The organism is Leptotrichia sp. oral taxon 417, from assembly GCF_013394865.1.
Lineage (GTDB): Bacteria > Fusobacteriota > Fusobacteriia > Fusobacteriales > Leptotrichiaceae > Leptotrichia > Leptotrichia wadei_A.
Map to the genome: position 1 here is coordinate 2,165,617 of NZ_JABXYV010000001.1, position 15,613 is coordinate 2,181,229.

Genomic DNA, 15,613 nt, shown 5'->3' on the forward strand with positions numbered 1-15,613 from the left:
AAGTTCTGTATCCTGCCTATGCACCTCCTAAAACTGGGCTCTCATTTTTTACGCTATTTTATTCTTGCATTAATGTTACCTCAATTTTTTCAAAAAGTCAAGCCCTTTTAAAAATTTTTTTCCACATAAACTTTCCCAAATTTTTCTAAATTTTGGAAAGCACGCTTACAAGTTTCTCAAATTTAAAAATTTTTAGAAACTTACCGTGATTTTTTCCCCACAAAAAATTGTGAAAAAATGGCTTTCGTTTACACTCAAAAACTCACTTCGTTCGTGTTTAATTTCTAAGAAATTAATAATATTTATACCTTCAAAAACTTATTTTTACAAAAAAGGACAGCTTTTTACTGCCCTTAAATTTATTTATATTTACTCTCATTAAAACTTTTTACCTTTCCAACTCATCCAAAACTTCCATATCTTCTATCCTAAAATCACCACTTATACCTCCTAAATTTTTATCATAATTTGCACCATTTAAACTTTTACTTTTCTTTTTCCTGTTCCATTTTTTTATACTTACTTGTCGTTTTTCAGACAATCTTTTTTTCTTATCCAACACTTTTATGGCTTCTATATTCTTGATAATTTTTTTAACTTTTTCCCTTTCCTGAACTTTGAAATTGCCATTTTTTAGAAGTTCATCCTGTAATTTTTTTTGGATTTTTATTTCAATATTTTCTTTTCTTGCCTCACAATCCTCCTTTATTTTTACTTCTCTTTTTAACCAGCCCAAGTAATATTTTTGCTCACTTACATCCAAATTTTTGTTAAGTTCTTTTTGCAATCCTTCTATTTTAATTTTACTCTCCGCAATATTTTTCTCCAATTTTGAAAATTCATAACTTGAATATTTATCTTTTATCAAAGTTTCCTGACTGACTATTTCTTCATTATTATCTAACTCTTTCACTAATTTTTTTAGTTCTTTTTCAATTTTATTTATCTCTTTCAGTCCATCTTTTTCATAAATAAATTGCAAATGATTTATATTATACAATCCATTTTTTTCATCATTGTATTTAATGTTTTTCTCTTTTAAATTTTCATATATCATGTCCTTTTCATTTTCAAAATTTGCAATTTTTCTTAAATATTTTTCCCTAATATTTTCAACTCGTTTATCAAAAATATACTTCTTTTTCCAGTCATTTTGAATTTCATTTCTTAAACTTTCTAAATTTTTTAAATTCTTTTCTTTTATAATTTTTAAATATTTTATCCTGTTTTTCTCTTTTGTGTTTTTTAGTTCCTTGTCAATTTTTTTGTTCTCATTCAGAAATTTATAGTACTTTTTATCTGTCATCAAGTTATATACAGTATTTTCAATTTTATCTTTTGACATCTTCTTTTTTATATCCCTGACACTTTTTTCTAACCTTCTCAATTTTTCCAAATTTTCTAAATCTTCTATTTTATCTCTTTTTAAACTTTCATATTCCCTTTCCAATTTTTTCAATTTTTCAAGTAATTTTTTCATTAAATCTGTTCCAGCTTTTAAAATTCTGCTTTTATTAAATATTCTCTTCTTAACTTTTTCCTTATCACTTAACTCACTTTCTTTTCTATACAAAATCTTGCCATCAATATTTACTGGTTCACGGTTTAACTCATAAACTTTCTTATAGTCATTATTATTTTCTGCATCCCTTTTCTGATCCTTTAACGATTTTGCACTTACTTTCTCTATTCCTTTTTTTTCAAGTTCAAAATTTAAAAACGTTTCCCATTCTTTCCTTATATTTTTTAACGTACTTCTCTCATTCCATTTTTCATCTTTTCTCCAACCGCCTTTTTCTACATTTTTAGAATTATATCTCTTAAAATACTTATTCTTATCTCTTTTAATATCATCAATTTTCCTTTCAAAAAACATTATATGCACATGTGGTTGCATATCCCCATCAAAACTTTTTGGATTGTGCATTGCATAGTTATACACATATTCTTTTCCAAAAAGATTTTCACAAAAATTATCCACTATCTTTTTATTTTCTTTGGGAGTAAACTCTCTCGGCAATGAAATTTCAAGTTCCCTGTACAGATTAGAATTTTTTCTCTCATAAGTTTCTGCACATTCCCAAAAGTCTTTGATGTCATTAAACTCTTCAGGAAGATTCCTTACTTCTTTAAAAAGTAAATCCTTTTTTTTATCATATTTTTTCTCTCTGTTTATGTAATCCGAATGTACAGTAGGCGGAATATATTTACTTCCTCTTTTGCTTTTCTTCATTCTAAGATGAAATATCGCCACAATTATACCCCCGTATTATTTTTTATAATCACATATTTTATATATTTATTATTTATGAAAAAACTTCTGTCTAATAAAATATCACAATCTTTAAAGTTTATATCAACATCTGAAATATTTTCAATTTTATACATCCATATTTTATCATTTCTATACAACTTCATATTGTATTTTCCCATTTTATTATCACTTACTTTTATCATTTTCATAATTTTTACAAATGTTTCCTCGCTTATATATTCCTTTATTTTTATATCATTTATTTGATTGTTTACTATTAATCCTACATTTCTCTTAAAAATATCTATTGTTTCATTTATCCTTTTTTTAGGTAAAGTCTTGTAAAAAAAACATATATGCTCCTTTCCCGTCGTTGTTCTTAATAATCTTATATCATATATTTTCATATATCCCTCCCAAATTATTTTTTAAATATTTAAACTTTCTTTTTAGTATTTTAATCTTCTCATAATTACAAAAACTAACCATAATATATATTACGATTAGTTTAGTTCTTATTTTATTCTGCTATACATTTTTTTGATTCAACAATTTTTTTTAATTGCTCAAAATCATATTCACCGTACTTTTCATTTTCCGCTTCTAAAGTAATAACATTCCCACCTTTCAAAAATAGTTCTATTTTAGTATCATACATTCCTTTTGCTCCTCGATACATCATTGATTTTAATCCTTTCCTTAACTCTTCAATTCGCCTTATCCCTATTAACTCGCTAGAAGTAATTATCAAATTTCTTAAATATATATTTCCGTTTGTATATTTTACTCTTTCTTCTCTTAATTTCCCAGAAAAGTCAAATCCAGCTTCCATTATCAATTTCTCATAACTTTTGTGCATTTCACTAAGTGATTTATATTTTTCCTGAATGACTTCTCCTGTAATTAATTTTATATTTAACTTAAATATTTTAAACGAAAACGGATTTCTTTCAATTTTTTCAATATCATTTACATCTATTATTCTATCATCAACTTCAATTTGAGTTTTATTATTTAATGTATTATTTATTATGTTCATATATCATCATCCTTATATGTAATTTTAAATTTTTTCACACGTGAGAAAAATTATTAATTTATTTACAATATTCTCCAATTGTATAATTTCCCAGCATATCTTCATCAACTTTATAAATATTTTTATTCTCAAGAACAACATAAAAACTTTCGCCGTCATTTTGACTATATATCTTCATAACTTTATTTATTCTACAAATATCTAAAATTTCCTGTTGTTGTTTCTCTTGAATATCTTTATTCTCTTTTGCTTTATTTTTTAAATTATTTTCCTGAAATTTTATTATACTCATAACAATTATGAATATCCCTAAAATCATTAATACTTTAACAAAATATTTCAATTTCCTATCTCGTTTCCTTTCTTAAAATAATTTTGATTTTCTCACACATGAGAAAAACCATTTCAAATTAATTTATATTCATCAAAATAACATCCCTAGTAATTAACAACCATACTTTTATCCTTAATTTTTATTGAATTTATCTTATTTTTATCAATCTTCTTCAAAATCATCATTCCTACTTTTCAATTTTTTTATTTCCATCTCCCATTTTTCAATATTTTTATATGCTTTCTCAATTTTTTTACTTAATTTCTGTATTTTTTCATCAAAATTAATTTCTATTTCTTCCTTGCCTTTTTTTTCTATTTCCTTAATCTTTTTAGCTGCTTCAAGTGGATCTTCAAGAATTTCCACAATCTCCGCTTCTTCGAGTTTATCATTGTTTTTCTTTATATATTCCAATGTCCTAACACTTGCTTCTGCAATTGCAGGATTTCTGTATTTTTCAAACTGTTCCCATCTGTTAATTTCACGATAAACCATATTCTTATCAAGCCCTAACGAATTAAACCAGGCTACAAATGTTCCTGTTCCATGACTTGATAAAATTTGCTGAATTCTTTTCAGTTTTCTTCCCATCTCAAGAGCTTTTTTTGCCATAAACTTTCCAATCTGCTGTATATCTTCCTCAGTCTGAGTTACTTCCTTTATAACATTTTCATCAGTTATCTCATATTTATCAAAATCAAAACTACTATGATAACTTTCAACTTCTATTTTTCGATTTTTATTAATATTTAACAGTTCCTGTCTATCCATAATATCTCCTGCCAAAAAAAATTATAAACAATTCAAATAACTGTGATTCAATTTTTACACAGTTATTAAATTATTATTGTTCTATTGGTTTCCCCAAATGCGAGAAAATCCTTCCTATTTTTTATTTATACAAACTTCATTATACAAAAATTCATTTACTAAATTTTTATAATCTATTGCTGCATTGCTACTCTTCTTAAAACTAAATATATCCCTATGTTCTTCCATCGAATTTGAGATATTTGCATCTTCTCTCACATAAATATCCGAATACTTTTCTTTTAAAATCTTTTTCATTGCCATATGTGCTTTTTTAAACACTTTTGTATTTTCCTTCACTTGCACAAAAAATATTTTATAAAGTTTAATTTTGGGATTATCCATTTTTGCAATTTCCATCATTTCAAGTAAATCCCTAAGTCCATTCGTATCTATAAATGAAGCTTTTGAAGGCGCAAAAACATAGTCTGTTACATTTAAAATACCTCTTATTGTGTTATTCACAGTACCTTCTGTATCAATTACTATAAAATCATATTCACTAAAGTTTTCAAAAAAATCCTTAAATATTTTCAGTTGCTCCTGCCCACTTTCATCTCCTTCTCTTTTGAAAAATTCATCAATCTGATTGAAATAAATATTACTAATTATTATATCCGCTCCATTTTTTTCGTTTATATACTTCTCCTTGTTTACCATTCCTAAACTATCATAGCACTCCTTTAATGCTTCAAAAATTGTATTATCATTTCTTACATCAAGATATGAAGCTATCGCCCCTCTTGGATCTGTATCAATTAATAAAACTGTTTTCCCTTTATTTTTTAAAGCATAAGCAATATTTATCCCTGTTACTGTTTTCCCAGCTCCACCTTTTGGATTAATCACACTAATTATTTTCATTTTATTTCCTCCTGAATTTTTTTTATTATTATAAATTCATTTTATTTCCATTTCTTCTAATTCTACAAGTGATTTTCTTAATTCTTTTATATATTTAACAAATCTAATTGGATCAACTATATAAAAGAAATTTTTCTGAGTTTCCTTTTTTTTAACCGCATAACCTATTGGCTCACCATCAATTAAAAGTGTTCCTTCTTGTAAATTTACCCTTACAAAATCTATTGATTCCCCTATTAAAGCCGCAACTTTTTCTAAATCAACATTTGCACTCATTTTACTTTCCTCACTTTCCAAAATTCTTCAAATAATTTCTTTCCTATTTCCTTCCTTCTGCTTTCCCATACAAACTCCAAAGTATCCAGTCTCTCACGAAATCTGTCCAGTAGTGCATCATTTCCTTGTGTATCCATAAAATCAGCAATTTCTTCTTTTCCTAAATTTGTTGATACAATAATACATTTTTCTTTTTCATAGAAAAAATTAAATATTGTATATAACTTTGACTTTCCCCAAGTTTCTGATATATTTTCCTTTCCCAAGTCATCTAGTATTATCAAATCTGCTTGAAGTAAATCCTTAAAAACCTGTTCTTCAGTTAAATTATTAAAATTACTAAAAGTTGACTGGATTCTCTGATAAATTCCATTTAAAGTAGTTCTATAGACTTTATAATCATTTTTTAGCATTTCATTAAACACACACAGGCTGTAAAAACTTTTTCCTGTACCTATCTCTCCACATAAATACAATCCTAACCCATTCTTTTGAGCTTCTTTAAAATGCTCACAATAATATTCAAGTTTCTGTTTAATTATTTTTTCTTTTTCAGATAATATTTCAGAATTTTCAAAAACGTATTCTTTCCATCGAACCGGCAAACTTGAAATATTAAGAAAATATTCAATTTTTTTCCGTAATTCCTGTTGCCTAAGTTGTCTACCTGCTTGTATCGCCTCCTTTAACCTATCATCAGAATCCATACTCTTTTTTGGTTCCTGCTGATTTTGGTTTTGCAATTTTTTTATCTTGTTTTCTGCCAGTTGACTTAACTTCATCATAATAAGCTCCTTCCAATATTTTTATAAACTTTTCCTCATTCAGAAAATCATCAAATGATATTTTCCAGTTTGATTTATCAGTTCTTCCAAGTAAAAAATTTATATTTTTTATTTTAAACATAGTTTCTAAGATTTCCTCCTGAGTAAATTTCTCAAGTAGTTCAAATAATTTTTTCCTTCTGTTCTCTGTAAAAGATTTAATTAAACTTAATTCACATTCTTTTGCTAATTCATTCCATTTTTCCATAAAGAGAGAATAAGTATTTAATAACTTAGTATTTAATTCTTTAGTACTTAATGTATTAGTATTTAATTGTCCTTGATTTTGTACGGCTTCACTTTGTAGTTTTACATTTTGTAGACCTACATTTTGTACCTCTACATTTTTTAATTGGCGTTCTTCTTTTTTCAAAGGTTTTTCATAAATATTATAAATATACTCAAATTGATTTTTTCCTTTTCGAGGTGGTAATTTTTCTATTCTTAAATATCCAAATTCTTTTAATTCATTTAAAGTGCTATTTATAGCTCGCTCTCCTTCAACACAAATAGAAATTAAACCTTCTATAGAATAATCCCAATCAGGAGGTAAACTTAACATTAGTGTCAATAATCCTTTTGCTTTTAATGTCATCTTTCTTTCTTTCAAGTGAGTGTTTGAAATTACCGTATAATTATTATTTTTATTTACCTTAAATACAGCCACTTATCCACCTTCCTCTTTTAAATTCCTTTAATTCTTTAAATAATTTTCAATTTTATTTCTCAATAAATTGAAACATATCAAAATTTATTATACTCTTCCTTTAGTTACTTCTTTGTATTCATTAAGATATTTAGCTGTTTTTAATGGATCAAAATAATATTTCCAAATACCATTTATTTTTTCCGCTTTAACAAAATCTAAATCTCCTCTTCTTGCTAATGCTACAAATTTCCAGTAACTTAAATTTATTTGTTTAGAAATCCCTGTTACAGTATATAAAGATTTCCCTTTTTTTTTCATTTTTATCATCCTTTCTTGATTAATTTAAATTTATTACAATTTATTTTTACTTAATTCAATTATATCACATTTTCGTAAGTTTTCAACATATTTATTTAATAAAATAAGTTTTAAATTTTTTTTTGAAATAAAATACTATTTCTTTTTTGTTATTACTGATAAATATGTTATAATTTATTTGTATTTATTAGCTTCTATATAAAAATATACTAATCTAATATAATTTTTAGTCGGGAGGACAAATGAAACTACATGAAAAATTAAAATTCGAAAGAGAGAAACAGGGATATACCTTGAATGAACTATCTGAATTAACTGGTTTACATAGAATTACTTTACACGACTATGAAACAGGAAAGATAAAGAATATTCCTTCAGACAAAATACTACTATTATCTAAAATTTATAAAAAAGATCCCAATTATTTTCTTTTAGATAATGATAAAAATATAAAATCTCATAATGAAAATATACATAACATTGAAGATATTAATGCAATAATGCTTGTAAATAAACAATTATTAGAGTCCCTATCAATAGATAGTGAAGAAATAAAAAAATTTTTAAAAAAATACTATAAATTTATCATAAAAAATATTGAATAATTTTAAGAAATTCTACTCTGTATAAATATATTATACAAGGAGGATTTCTTATGGAAAGAAATTTTAAAAAAGTAACTGAAAACACTGGCAGAAAAGAGGTGTTTAAAGTTATGCATGATAAAGTTGAAATTATAAATGATTTCAATACAAATGAAAAAAGAGAAGCTAGAATTATTTTTCACGATCAAAAAATTTATGTTATTCTGTATCAAAATTTAAATTTTGAAGAATTGAAATGGCTCAATTTTTATATTCTAATTTATGGTAATCAAAGTTACGGAAAAAATACTTTCTTTGAATTTAAATTAAACAAAAATAATTTAATTTATCATCTTCAAGTGTGGAACATCATTGAAAATAAAAAATTTAAATCTAAAAGTATTTCTTTATTAGTAAAAGCACTTTCAAGCAAGGCAGGTGTTTAACAATGAGAAATCCTAACGGAACAGGAAGTATTTTTAAGAAGAAAGGGAAATCAAGAAAGCCATATATTGTACGAGCAGCTGCTTATTTAACAGAAGAAGGGAAATATAAAAGACCTATTATAGGAAGTGCTGAAACCTTAAAAGAAGCCAAAAAAATACTTTTTGAATTTAATTCAAGAAATTTAAATGTTGATTATGCCGATTTAAAATTAATTGATTTATTTAATCACTGGACTGAATCAAATCACGTTAAAAATATAAAAACAGAAGAAACATTTTACAGATATTCTACTGATTTCAAAAGTATATTTGAAGATATACTAGAATGTAAATTTATATTTCTTGATTATAAAGATTATCAGACAAGACTTGATAAGTATGCTAAAAATAAAGGAAAAGCAGCTCTTACAGTTTTAAAATCAATATATGTAGATGCAATAAAGAATAAAATTGTATCAGAAAATATCCCACTATATTTAGAATCTTCATCACAAATTACCAAAACTGTTGAAAGAGTAGTGTTTGAAGATAATTTTGTAAGACTTTTATGGAAAAGATATGAAAATACTAAAGATAGGTATAGTGCTATGATTTTGATGTTATTCTATTCTGGAATGAGAAGTGCAGATCTACTTAGAATAGAAAATAAAAATATTAACTTAAAAGAGCGATACTTTGTAACAGGATCAAAAACCGAAGCCGGAATGAATAGGCAAATTCCTATTCATCATTTAATTTTTCCTATTATAAAAAAATTTATGAATGACGACAAGTATTTGTTTAAAGAACAATATGATTCTTTAAAGTATCAATTTGATAAAATTCTTTCAGAATACAATACTTCAGGTAATTTACATTCAATTAGACATACATTCATAACTAAAATGCGACGTTTAAAAAATGAATCAGCTTCAAAAATAAAAAAAATTGTTGGACATAAGGAAAAAGACATTACAGATGGTGTATACACTCATTGGACTATCAAAGAATTAAGAGATGTTATAAATAAATTAGTCTATTAAAATAGTTGCCAATAAGTTGCCAGTAAGTTGCCAATAAATTTTTAATGTATTGAAATAAATAGAAACAGATTAAGACAGGATAAAACTGCAAAGTACTATAAATAAAAGAAAAAAGTGCAATTCAGCATAAACACTGATTTGCACTATATATCACATTTTTAACTATTCTAATGGTGCCCAGACGCGGAATCGAACCACGGACACAGGGATTTTCAGTCCCTTGCTCTACCGACTGAGCTATCTGGGCATAATGGCGGGTGAACTGGGATTCGAACCCAGACATCTTGCGATTTCGCCGGTTTTCAAGACCGGTCCCTTAGCCGTTCGGACATCCACCCACAACTCTATTAAAATATTAACATTATACTTTCCAAAAAAAATACCACAATTTTAAATTATGGTCCTAAAAGAATAAATGGTACGGCCTAGGGGGATCGAACCCCTGTTGCCAGGATGAAAACCTGGAGTCCTAACCACTAGACGAAGGCCGCATAAAACTCAAATGGTGGATCCAGCTGGACTTGAACCAGCGACCGCTCGGTTATGAGCCGAGTGCTCTAACCAGCTGAGCTATGGATCCATATGGCGTGCCTGAAGAGATTCGAACTCCTGGCCCACGGCTTAGAAGGCCGTTGCTCTATCCAACTGAGCTACAGGCACATATGGTTATTTAGATGGTGAGCCATACTGGGATCGAACCAGTGACACCTTGATTAAAAGTCAAGTGCTCTACCGACTGAGCTAATGGCTCATATTTTGGAGCGGGAGACGAGGGTCGAACTCGCGACATTCAGCTTGGAAGGCTGACGCTCTACCAACTGAGCTACTCCCGCATAATATGATTGTGGTGCCTCGGGCCGGACTTGAACCGGCACGGGATAAATTCCCACAGGATTTTAAGTCCTGTGCGTCTACCGATTTCGCCACCAAGGCATTGGTAACCTTATTTTTAGCATTTCTTTTACTTACTCACAACTACTCAATTAGTATATCATATCTAAATTATATTGTCAACACTTTTTTTCGATTTTTTTACATTTTTTTAAAAGTGTATTGTATAATCAAATGCAACAAAAAAATATATTAAAAAAACATAGTAAAAATGATATACTAAAATCTCTTACAAAATTAGAAAGGATCATTCTTACTATGTAAAATAATAATAACATAAATTTAAAAAAGTCACTATAAATATTTAGCTTTTTCCTTTATTTTTCAACATATTCCCTTATAATTTTTTCTGCCTTTTGAGCTATTTCATCATAAGTTCCTTCTGGCTTAAATTTTTCCAGCACTGCTACCTCAATCTTTTTAGGCTTTGGAAATTTCATATATCTCGAATATGCCTCAAATGCTCCTTTTATACCAATACATTGAATATCAATATTTAATTCCTTTGCTATAATAGCAAATACTTTTTTAAATTGGGCAACTTTTCCATCTTTTGTTCTCGCACCTTCTGGAAAAATTACAATACTTTTTCCGCTTTTTAAATATCCTACAATTTCTTCCACACTTTTTCTGACATTTTTATTAATATCAATTAATACAACATTTCCATTTGAAACAAGCAGTTTCATTATACCTTTTTTAAAATACCAGTCAATTGCTAAAAATAATGTATTAAAAACAATTTTTCCAGGAAATAATGAACCTAAAATTAATGGATCTACAAAACTTTGGTGATTTGATACAAAAATTTGTGGATCATTTGTTAATTTTTTCTTGTCAATTTTTCTCACTCTAAAATACAAGTCAACGACTGGCTGTAATGCTTTTAAGAATCTTGTCACCCAACGCTTTTTATTGTCTTGTATAGGCTTCGTTTCACTGATAATTTGCTTCCAGTCTACATCATTATCTTCAAATTTTGTAGCTTTTTGGTTAATATATTCAGATAATAATTTTAAATTCGGCATTTCAGCAAATTTTTCTTCATCCAGCTGAATTCCAAAACTATTTTCAATAAATGCAAAAAATTCTACAATATCAAGGGAATCCATTCCAATTTCAAGTTCCAGATTTTCTTCTGGCTGCGGCTCAATTCCTTTGTTTTTCTTGACATATTCCTTTAATATTTTATATGCTTCATCTGTTGGCTCAGGTGTTTTTTCTTTTTTTACAATTTCATTTTTTTCATATAAATCAGGCAACATGAATCTACGTATTTTTCCAACCCGAGTTTTTGGCAACTCTTCCTCAAATAACTTATAATCAAGAACCTTCTCATAATTATGTGCCTTCAAATTATAATCTTCTACAATATTTCTAATATAAGCCTTTGTATTTGTAATTCCACGTTTTCTAAATTCCAGCAATTCTGGAACAATTATTGCAGCCAGTTTATTCTGATGATTAAAAATTCCAATTTCCTTAATTAAGCCATTACTTTTTGCAATTACTCTATTTTCAAGCGTTTCTGGATCAATATTCTTACCATTTGACAAGACAATCATCGTATTTTTTCTTCCACGAATTGTAACAAATCCTTCTTCATCAATTGTCGCTAAATCTCCTGTTTTGAACCATCCATCTTCAGTAATCACTTCTGCTGTCTTTTCAGGTTTATTGTAATATCCCTTCATAACAATTGGTCCCTTAACCCATAATTCTTCATCTACAATTTTTATATCTACATTATATAACTTTTTCCCAACAGTTCCAATTTTTCTCTCTTTTTTTGAATTTACAGCAATAACTGGAGAAGTTTCAGTAAGTCCATAACCTTCCAAAGCATAAAATCCCAATGTTTCGTAAAATTTTGAAATTTCAGGATCCATTTTCGCTCCACCAACGACGATAAAATCAAGGTGACCTCCAAACTTTTTATGAACTTTCGCAAAAACTTTTCTTTTTATTTTCAATGATTTTACATTGCTCATCATTTTATAAATAAATCTTGTAATAAATTTTGCATCAATTTGCTGCTTTATCCCATCATAGAACAGTTTAAATACTCTAGGCACTCCAATTATGGCAGTTACCCTATTTTTTTCAAGTGCTTCAAATATTTCCTTACTAGCGATTTTTTTCGCAAATACGACTGATGTCTGATATTTCATCATCAAAAGCACGCTTGCAGTTAAAGGTAAAACATGATGAAACGGCAATATTGCTAAAATCTGATCTCTATAATCAAATATTCCCTTTTCATAAAGCCCTTCCATTTCAGTATTTAAATTATTAAACGACAGCATTACTCCTTTTGGATTCCCTGTTGTTCCTGAAGTATAAAGCATAGCGGCTGTTTCATCTCCAGTCGGATTATCCAGCTCAAATTGCATATTTTTTATAACATCCATTTTTTCCAGCTCAATAGTAATTTTATCCACATTTACTAATTTTATGCTGCTTTTTAAGCTATATTTGTCAACTGCTTCCAAAACATTTTTTTCTGTTTCATCTGAACAAAAAACCACATTTGGATGTGAATCTTCCAGCACATATAAAATTTCATTTGGATTACTATTGGCATCAATGGCAATTCCAGCAGATCTTTTATCCCATACGGAAAAAAAACTGTAAATCCATTCTGGACGATTTTCCATAACAATCAGCCCAAATTTTTCACTTCCTAAATCAACTATATATTCAGAAAAATATTTTATATTATTTATCAAGTCAATATAATTAATATGTTTATTCTCAAAATCAACTAACGCCAATCTTTCTGTTCTTTCTAAAAACATAATTTTCCTCCTTTTTTTACATTTTTCAAAATTCAATTAAGTATATCATAATCACAGATAAAATTCAATTTTAGATTATTTTGATTATTTAAATATTTGTTTATAAAACTAATTATGATAAATAAATTCATTATAGTTTTACTAACAAACGAAATATTTTTATTGATTATTCTAAAATATATTGTAAAATATAAAAGACAATTTTAGAAAGGAAAATTAAGATTATGAAACAAATTTTTATTGTAGCTACAACTTATACAAAGCCATTAGATGAAGTGGGAAAATTTAGACAAGATCACTTTGCATTTATTCAAAAAAATATTGATGCTGGAAAATTTATCGCAGGAGGACGTCAAAATCCGCCAACAGGAGGACTTATCTTGGCATATAACGTAACAAGGGAAGAACTTGAAGAAATATTAAAGGAAGACCCTTATTATAAAAATAATCTAATTGAAACTGTGATAACTGAATTTACACCTGCATTGCTTGATAAGGAATTTGAAAAATATTCTAAATAAATAATAAAAAGTATTTTTAGAATTATCTAACTTAATCCGGTGACTTAATATAAATAATTTGAATAAACAAATTCTAAGTGAAATAATTATTAATTTAGATAGTTCAAGAACATAATTTAAATTATTTTCAAGTATATTAATTCAATAAAAAAGAACCTGCTCTATAATTAACAAAAATAGAAACAGGTTCTTTATTTCATATTTAACTTACTATCAAACTATCAAAAACTTAAAAAATTAATACCATCCTCTTAATTTCATTGCTTTTGAAATTCTTTCAATACTCTTCATATAAGCGGCATTTCTTAAATCTACTTTATATTCATCTGCTAAAGCCCATACATCTTCAAATGCTCCTGACAATAATGCAGCTTCTTTTTGTTGAACTTCATCAAATGGCCAATAGTAACTTTGCAAGTTTTGTACCCATTCAAAGTATGAAACTACAACTCCACCTGAATTTGCTAAGATATCAGGAACAACTACGATTCCTTTTTTGAATAAAATTTCATCAGCTTCAGGAGTTGTTGGTCCATTTGCTCCTTCTGCAACTACTTTTGCTTTAACTCTGTCAGCATTTTCAGAAGTAATTTGATTTTCTAATGCACAAGGCGCTAAAACATCAACTTCCAATTCTAATAATTCAGCATTTGTAATATCTTTTCCATATCCTTTGTTTTCTGTAATACGTCCATTTGCTTCAAAATCTTTGATTACAGCTTCCATGTCAATTCCATTTTCATTATAAATTGCAACATGTGAATTTGAGAAAGCTACAATTTTTGCACCATCTTTGTGTGCATAATAAGCTGTATAGAATCCAACATTTCCAAATCCTTGTACAGCATAAGTTGCACCTTTTACATCAATGTTTAATTTTGCTAAAGCTTTTTTAGCTGTCAAATTAACTCCGTAACCAGTTGCTTCTGTTCTTGCAAGAGATCCTCCAAATTCTAAAGGTTTTCCTGTAAATACACCTTTTGTTGATTTTCCCGCAACTTCTTCATAAGCATCAACCATCCAAGACATAATTTGTCCATTTGTATTAACATCTGGAGCTGGGATGTCAACTTTTTCTCCGATAATTGGAGAAATTGCTTTTGCAAATCCTTTAGAAATTCTTTCTAATTCATCTTTAGAATATTCTTTAGGATCAATTGCCATTCCACCTTTTCCACCACCGTAAGGGATTCCTGCAACTGAACATTTAAATGTCATCCAAGTTGATAGAGCTTTTACTTCATCTCTTGTTACGCCTGGATGGAATCTAAGTCCACCTTTAAAGGGTCCTACCGCATTGTTATGCTGTGATCTATATCCTATAAATGTCTTAACTGTTCCATTGTCTAATTTTACTGGGAACGACACTTCCAACACTCTCATAGGATTTTTCAAAATTTCATAAACAGCTGGATCTGCATTTAATTTATCACAAGCTGATTTAATTTGCTTTTGCGCAATTTCAAATGGATTCAATGTTTCTTTTGCCATCTTTTCTACCTCTCTTTTTCTAGTCTATTTGATTTTCAACTTTCCCGCCGAAGATCTTCTCTACTTGTATATAATACTACAATTCCACATAAATTTGCAAGCATTTTTTCACTCACATTTCTTATTTTTTACATGTGAAAAATCCCAAAAATTCAATTTTTATCGCATATTCTTACCAATTTAAATCTTTAAAAAAAATTTATTTTTTTCTGTTTTTTTTCTGAAAATTCATCCACTCAAACACATTTTCAAATATCTAAAAACTAATAAATTTCTTAACAGTCTTATCATCAAACAAATTATCTATTATCATATTTTATTAGATTTTTTCGATAAATTGATATTTAATTTTCAATTTTCTCTGTCATTGTAATAAAAAAATTCTTCAATTTCATCTTTTATTTGCAAATAAACAATTTTATCATTGGAAAATTTTATGATTTTTTTCACAAAAAATAGTATAATATAAAAAAGTTTTTAAAAATTGAGGTG

16 protein-coding genes and 8 tRNA genes are annotated in these 15,613 nt (G+C 27.5%); 4 read left to right on the plus strand and 20 right to left on the minus strand.

Translation table 11 applies throughout. The annotated features are described in order from the left end of the window. Positions 1-388: 388 nt before the first annotated feature. The 10 genes from HW276_RS09930 to HW276_RS09975 form a co-directional block, all read right to left on the minus strand. Positions 389-2,254 (minus strand): MobA/MobL family protein, encoded by a 1,866-nt coding sequence (locus tag HW276_RS09930; protein WP_021747050.1) that lies wholly within the window; start codon positions 2,252-2,254, stop codon positions 389-391. A gap of 2 nt (positions 2,255-2,256) precedes the next feature. Continuing rightward, on the minus strand, positions 2,257-2,661 hold the full coding sequence (locus HW276_RS09935; RefSeq protein WP_021747051.1) for a hypothetical protein: 405 nt from the start codon (positions 2,659-2,661) through the stop codon (positions 2,257-2,259). 113 nt (positions 2,662-2,774) lie between these two features. Then, entirely contained in the window at positions 2,775-3,293 is a 519-nt protein-coding gene (locus HW276_RS09940) for a hypothetical protein (protein ID WP_021747052.1), read from the minus strand. Between the two features lie 58 nt (positions 3,294-3,351). Next, positions 3,352-3,585 carry a hypothetical protein gene (locus HW276_RS09945; protein ID WP_178938333.1) on the minus strand — a complete coding sequence of 78 codons (234 nt, stop codon included), beginning with the start codon at positions 3,583-3,585 and terminating at the stop codon, positions 3,352-3,354. Positions 3,586-3,789: 204 nt separating this feature from the next. Beyond that, complete coding sequence (locus HW276_RS09950) at positions 3,790-4,398, minus strand: hypothetical protein (RefSeq protein ID WP_036060405.1); 609 nt, start codon at positions 4,396-4,398, stop codon at positions 3,790-3,792. Positions 4,399-4,512: 114 nt separating this feature from the next. Then, a complete protein-coding gene (locus HW276_RS09955; protein WP_021747055.1) occupies positions 4,513-5,301 on the minus strand; it encodes a ParA family protein in 789 nt (262 codons plus the stop codon). Between the two features lie 36 nt (positions 5,302-5,337). Beyond that, entirely contained in the window at positions 5,338-5,577 is a 240-nt protein-coding gene (locus tag HW276_RS09960; RefSeq protein WP_021747056.1) for a hypothetical protein, read from the minus strand. Beyond that, positions 5,574-6,284, minus strand: a complete 711-nt coding sequence (locus tag HW276_RS09965; protein ID WP_021747057.1) for an ATP-binding protein — start codon at positions 6,282-6,284, stop codon at positions 5,574-5,576. Before HW276_RS09965 ends, HW276_RS09960 begins: the two co-directional genes overlap by 4 nt. Next, positions 6,274-6,996, minus strand: a complete 723-nt coding sequence (locus tag HW276_RS09970; RefSeq protein WP_155826002.1) for a hypothetical protein — start codon at positions 6,994-6,996, stop codon at positions 6,274-6,276. The genes HW276_RS09965 and HW276_RS09970 overlap by 11 nt, the downstream gene beginning before the upstream one ends. A gap of 159 nt (positions 6,997-7,155) precedes the next feature. Continuing rightward, positions 7,156-7,368: a hypothetical protein gene (locus tag HW276_RS09975; protein WP_026749676.1), complete on the minus strand. Its 213-nt coding sequence runs from the start codon at positions 7,366-7,368 to the stop codon at positions 7,156-7,158. 242 nt (positions 7,369-7,610) lie between these two features. Here HW276_RS09975 and HW276_RS09980 point away from each other — a divergent pair, with 242 nt between their 5' ends. The 3 genes from HW276_RS09980 to HW276_RS09990 are packed head-to-tail and all read left to right on the plus strand — an operon-like array spanning position 7,611 to position 9,420. Next, the gene (locus HW276_RS09980; RefSeq protein WP_021747060.1) at positions 7,611-7,973 is read left to right on the plus strand and encodes a helix-turn-helix domain-containing protein; all 363 of its coding nucleotides are present in this window, start codon (positions 7,611-7,613) and stop codon (positions 7,971-7,973) included. 50 nt (positions 7,974-8,023) lie between these two features. After that, positions 8,024-8,398 (plus strand): hypothetical protein, encoded by a 375-nt coding sequence (locus HW276_RS09985; protein WP_021747061.1) that lies wholly within the window; start codon positions 8,024-8,026, stop codon positions 8,396-8,398. Positions 8,399-8,400: 2 nt separating this feature from the next. Next, complete coding sequence (locus tag HW276_RS09990; RefSeq protein WP_021747062.1) at positions 8,401-9,420, plus strand: site-specific integrase; 1,020 nt, start codon at positions 8,401-8,403, stop codon at positions 9,418-9,420. Positions 9,421-9,591: 171 nt separating this feature from the next. Here HW276_RS09990 and HW276_RS09995 read toward each other — a convergent pair. From HW276_RS09995 to HW276_RS10035, 9 genes are all read right to left on the minus strand, one after another. After that, positions 9,592-9,667 (minus strand) — tRNA-Phe (locus HW276_RS09995). 4 nt (positions 9,668-9,671) lie between these two features. Then, a tRNA-Ser gene (locus HW276_RS10000) sits at positions 9,672-9,758 on the minus strand. Between the two features lie 78 nt (positions 9,759-9,836). Beyond that, a tRNA-Glu gene (locus tag HW276_RS10005) sits at positions 9,837-9,911 on the minus strand. Positions 9,912-9,923: 12 nt separating this feature from the next. Further along, positions 9,924-10,000, minus strand: a tRNA-Ile gene (locus HW276_RS10010). A gap of 3 nt (positions 10,001-10,003) precedes the next feature. Next, positions 10,004-10,080 (minus strand) — tRNA-Arg (locus HW276_RS10015). A gap of 15 nt (positions 10,081-10,095) precedes the next feature. Beyond that, positions 10,096-10,171, minus strand: a tRNA-Lys gene (locus tag HW276_RS10020). Between the two features lie 6 nt (positions 10,172-10,177). Continuing rightward, a tRNA-Gly gene (locus HW276_RS10025) sits at positions 10,178-10,253 on the minus strand. A 12-nt stretch (positions 10,254-10,265) separates the two neighbouring features. After that, positions 10,266-10,353, minus strand: a tRNA-Leu gene (locus tag HW276_RS10030). 275 nt (positions 10,354-10,628) lie between these two features. After that, complete coding sequence (locus tag HW276_RS10035; protein WP_178938334.1) at positions 10,629-13,109, minus strand: AMP-binding protein; 2,481 nt, start codon at positions 13,107-13,109, stop codon at positions 10,629-10,631. Positions 13,110-13,333: 224 nt separating this feature from the next. On the opposite strand from HW276_RS10035, the gene HW276_RS10040 reads away from it, so the two are divergent. After that, entirely contained in the window at positions 13,334-13,630 is a 297-nt protein-coding gene (locus HW276_RS10040; protein ID WP_147004304.1) for a YciI family protein, read from the plus strand. Positions 13,631-13,867: 237 nt separating this feature from the next. Here HW276_RS10040 and HW276_RS10045 read toward each other — a convergent pair whose 3' ends face one another. After that, positions 13,868-15,121 (minus strand): Glu/Leu/Phe/Val dehydrogenase, encoded by a 1,254-nt coding sequence (locus tag HW276_RS10045; RefSeq protein ID WP_178938335.1) that lies wholly within the window; start codon positions 15,119-15,121, stop codon positions 13,868-13,870. Positions 15,122-15,613 lie beyond the last annotated feature (492 nt).

What these genes read in the sequence shown, in the direction of transcription:
- HW276_RS10035 (WP_178938334.1), bottom strand. Translation starts at nt 13,109, where the DNA reads ATGTTTTTAGAAAGAACAGAAAGATTGGCGTTAGTTGATTTTGAGAAT.
- HW276_RS09950 (WP_036060405.1), bottom strand. Translation starts at nt 4,398, where the DNA reads ATGGATAGACAGGAACTGTTAAATATTAATAAAAATCGAAAAATAGAA.
- HW276_RS09945 (WP_178938333.1), bottom strand. Translation starts at nt 3,585, where the DNA reads ATGAGTATAATAAAATTTCAGGAAAATAATTTAAAAAATAAAGCAAAA.
- HW276_RS09935 (WP_021747051.1), bottom strand. Translation starts at nt 2,661, where the DNA reads ATGAAAATATATGATATAAGATTATTAAGAACAACGACGGGAAAGGAG.
- HW276_RS09940 (WP_021747052.1), bottom strand. Translation starts at nt 3,293, where the DNA reads ATGAACATAATAAATAATACATTAAATAATAAAACTCAAATTGAAGTT.
- HW276_RS09965 (WP_021747057.1), bottom strand. Translation starts at nt 6,284, where the DNA reads ATGGATTCTGATGATAGGTTAAAGGAGGCGATACAAGCAGGTAGACAA.
- HW276_RS09970 (WP_155826002.1), bottom strand. Translation starts at nt 6,996, where the DNA reads ATGACATTAAAAGCAAAAGGATTATTGACACTAATGTTAAGTTTACCT.
- HW276_RS09960 (WP_021747056.1), bottom strand. Translation starts at nt 5,577, where the DNA reads ATGAGTGCAAATGTTGATTTAGAAAAAGTTGCGGCTTTAATAGGGGAA.
- HW276_RS10040 (WP_147004304.1), top strand. Translation starts at nt 13,334, where the DNA reads ATGAAACAAATTTTTATTGTAGCTACAACTTATACAAAGCCATTAGAT.
- HW276_RS09955 (WP_021747055.1), bottom strand. Translation starts at nt 5,301, where the DNA reads ATGAAAATAATTAGTGTGATTAATCCAAAAGGTGGAGCTGGGAAAACA.
- HW276_RS09985 (WP_021747061.1), top strand. Translation starts at nt 8,024, where the DNA reads ATGGAAAGAAATTTTAAAAAAGTAACTGAAAACACTGGCAGAAAAGAG.
- HW276_RS09975 (WP_026749676.1), bottom strand. Translation starts at nt 7,368, where the DNA reads ATGAAAAAAAAAGGGAAATCTTTATATACTGTAACAGGGATTTCTAAA.
- HW276_RS09990 (WP_021747062.1), top strand. Translation starts at nt 8,401, where the DNA reads ATGAGAAATCCTAACGGAACAGGAAGTATTTTTAAGAAGAAAGGGAAA.
- HW276_RS09980 (WP_021747060.1), top strand. Translation starts at nt 7,611, where the DNA reads ATGAAACTACATGAAAAATTAAAATTCGAAAGAGAGAAACAGGGATAT.
- HW276_RS10045 (WP_178938335.1), bottom strand. Translation starts at nt 15,121, where the DNA reads ATGGCAAAAGAAACATTGAATCCATTTGAAATTGCGCAAAAGCAAATT.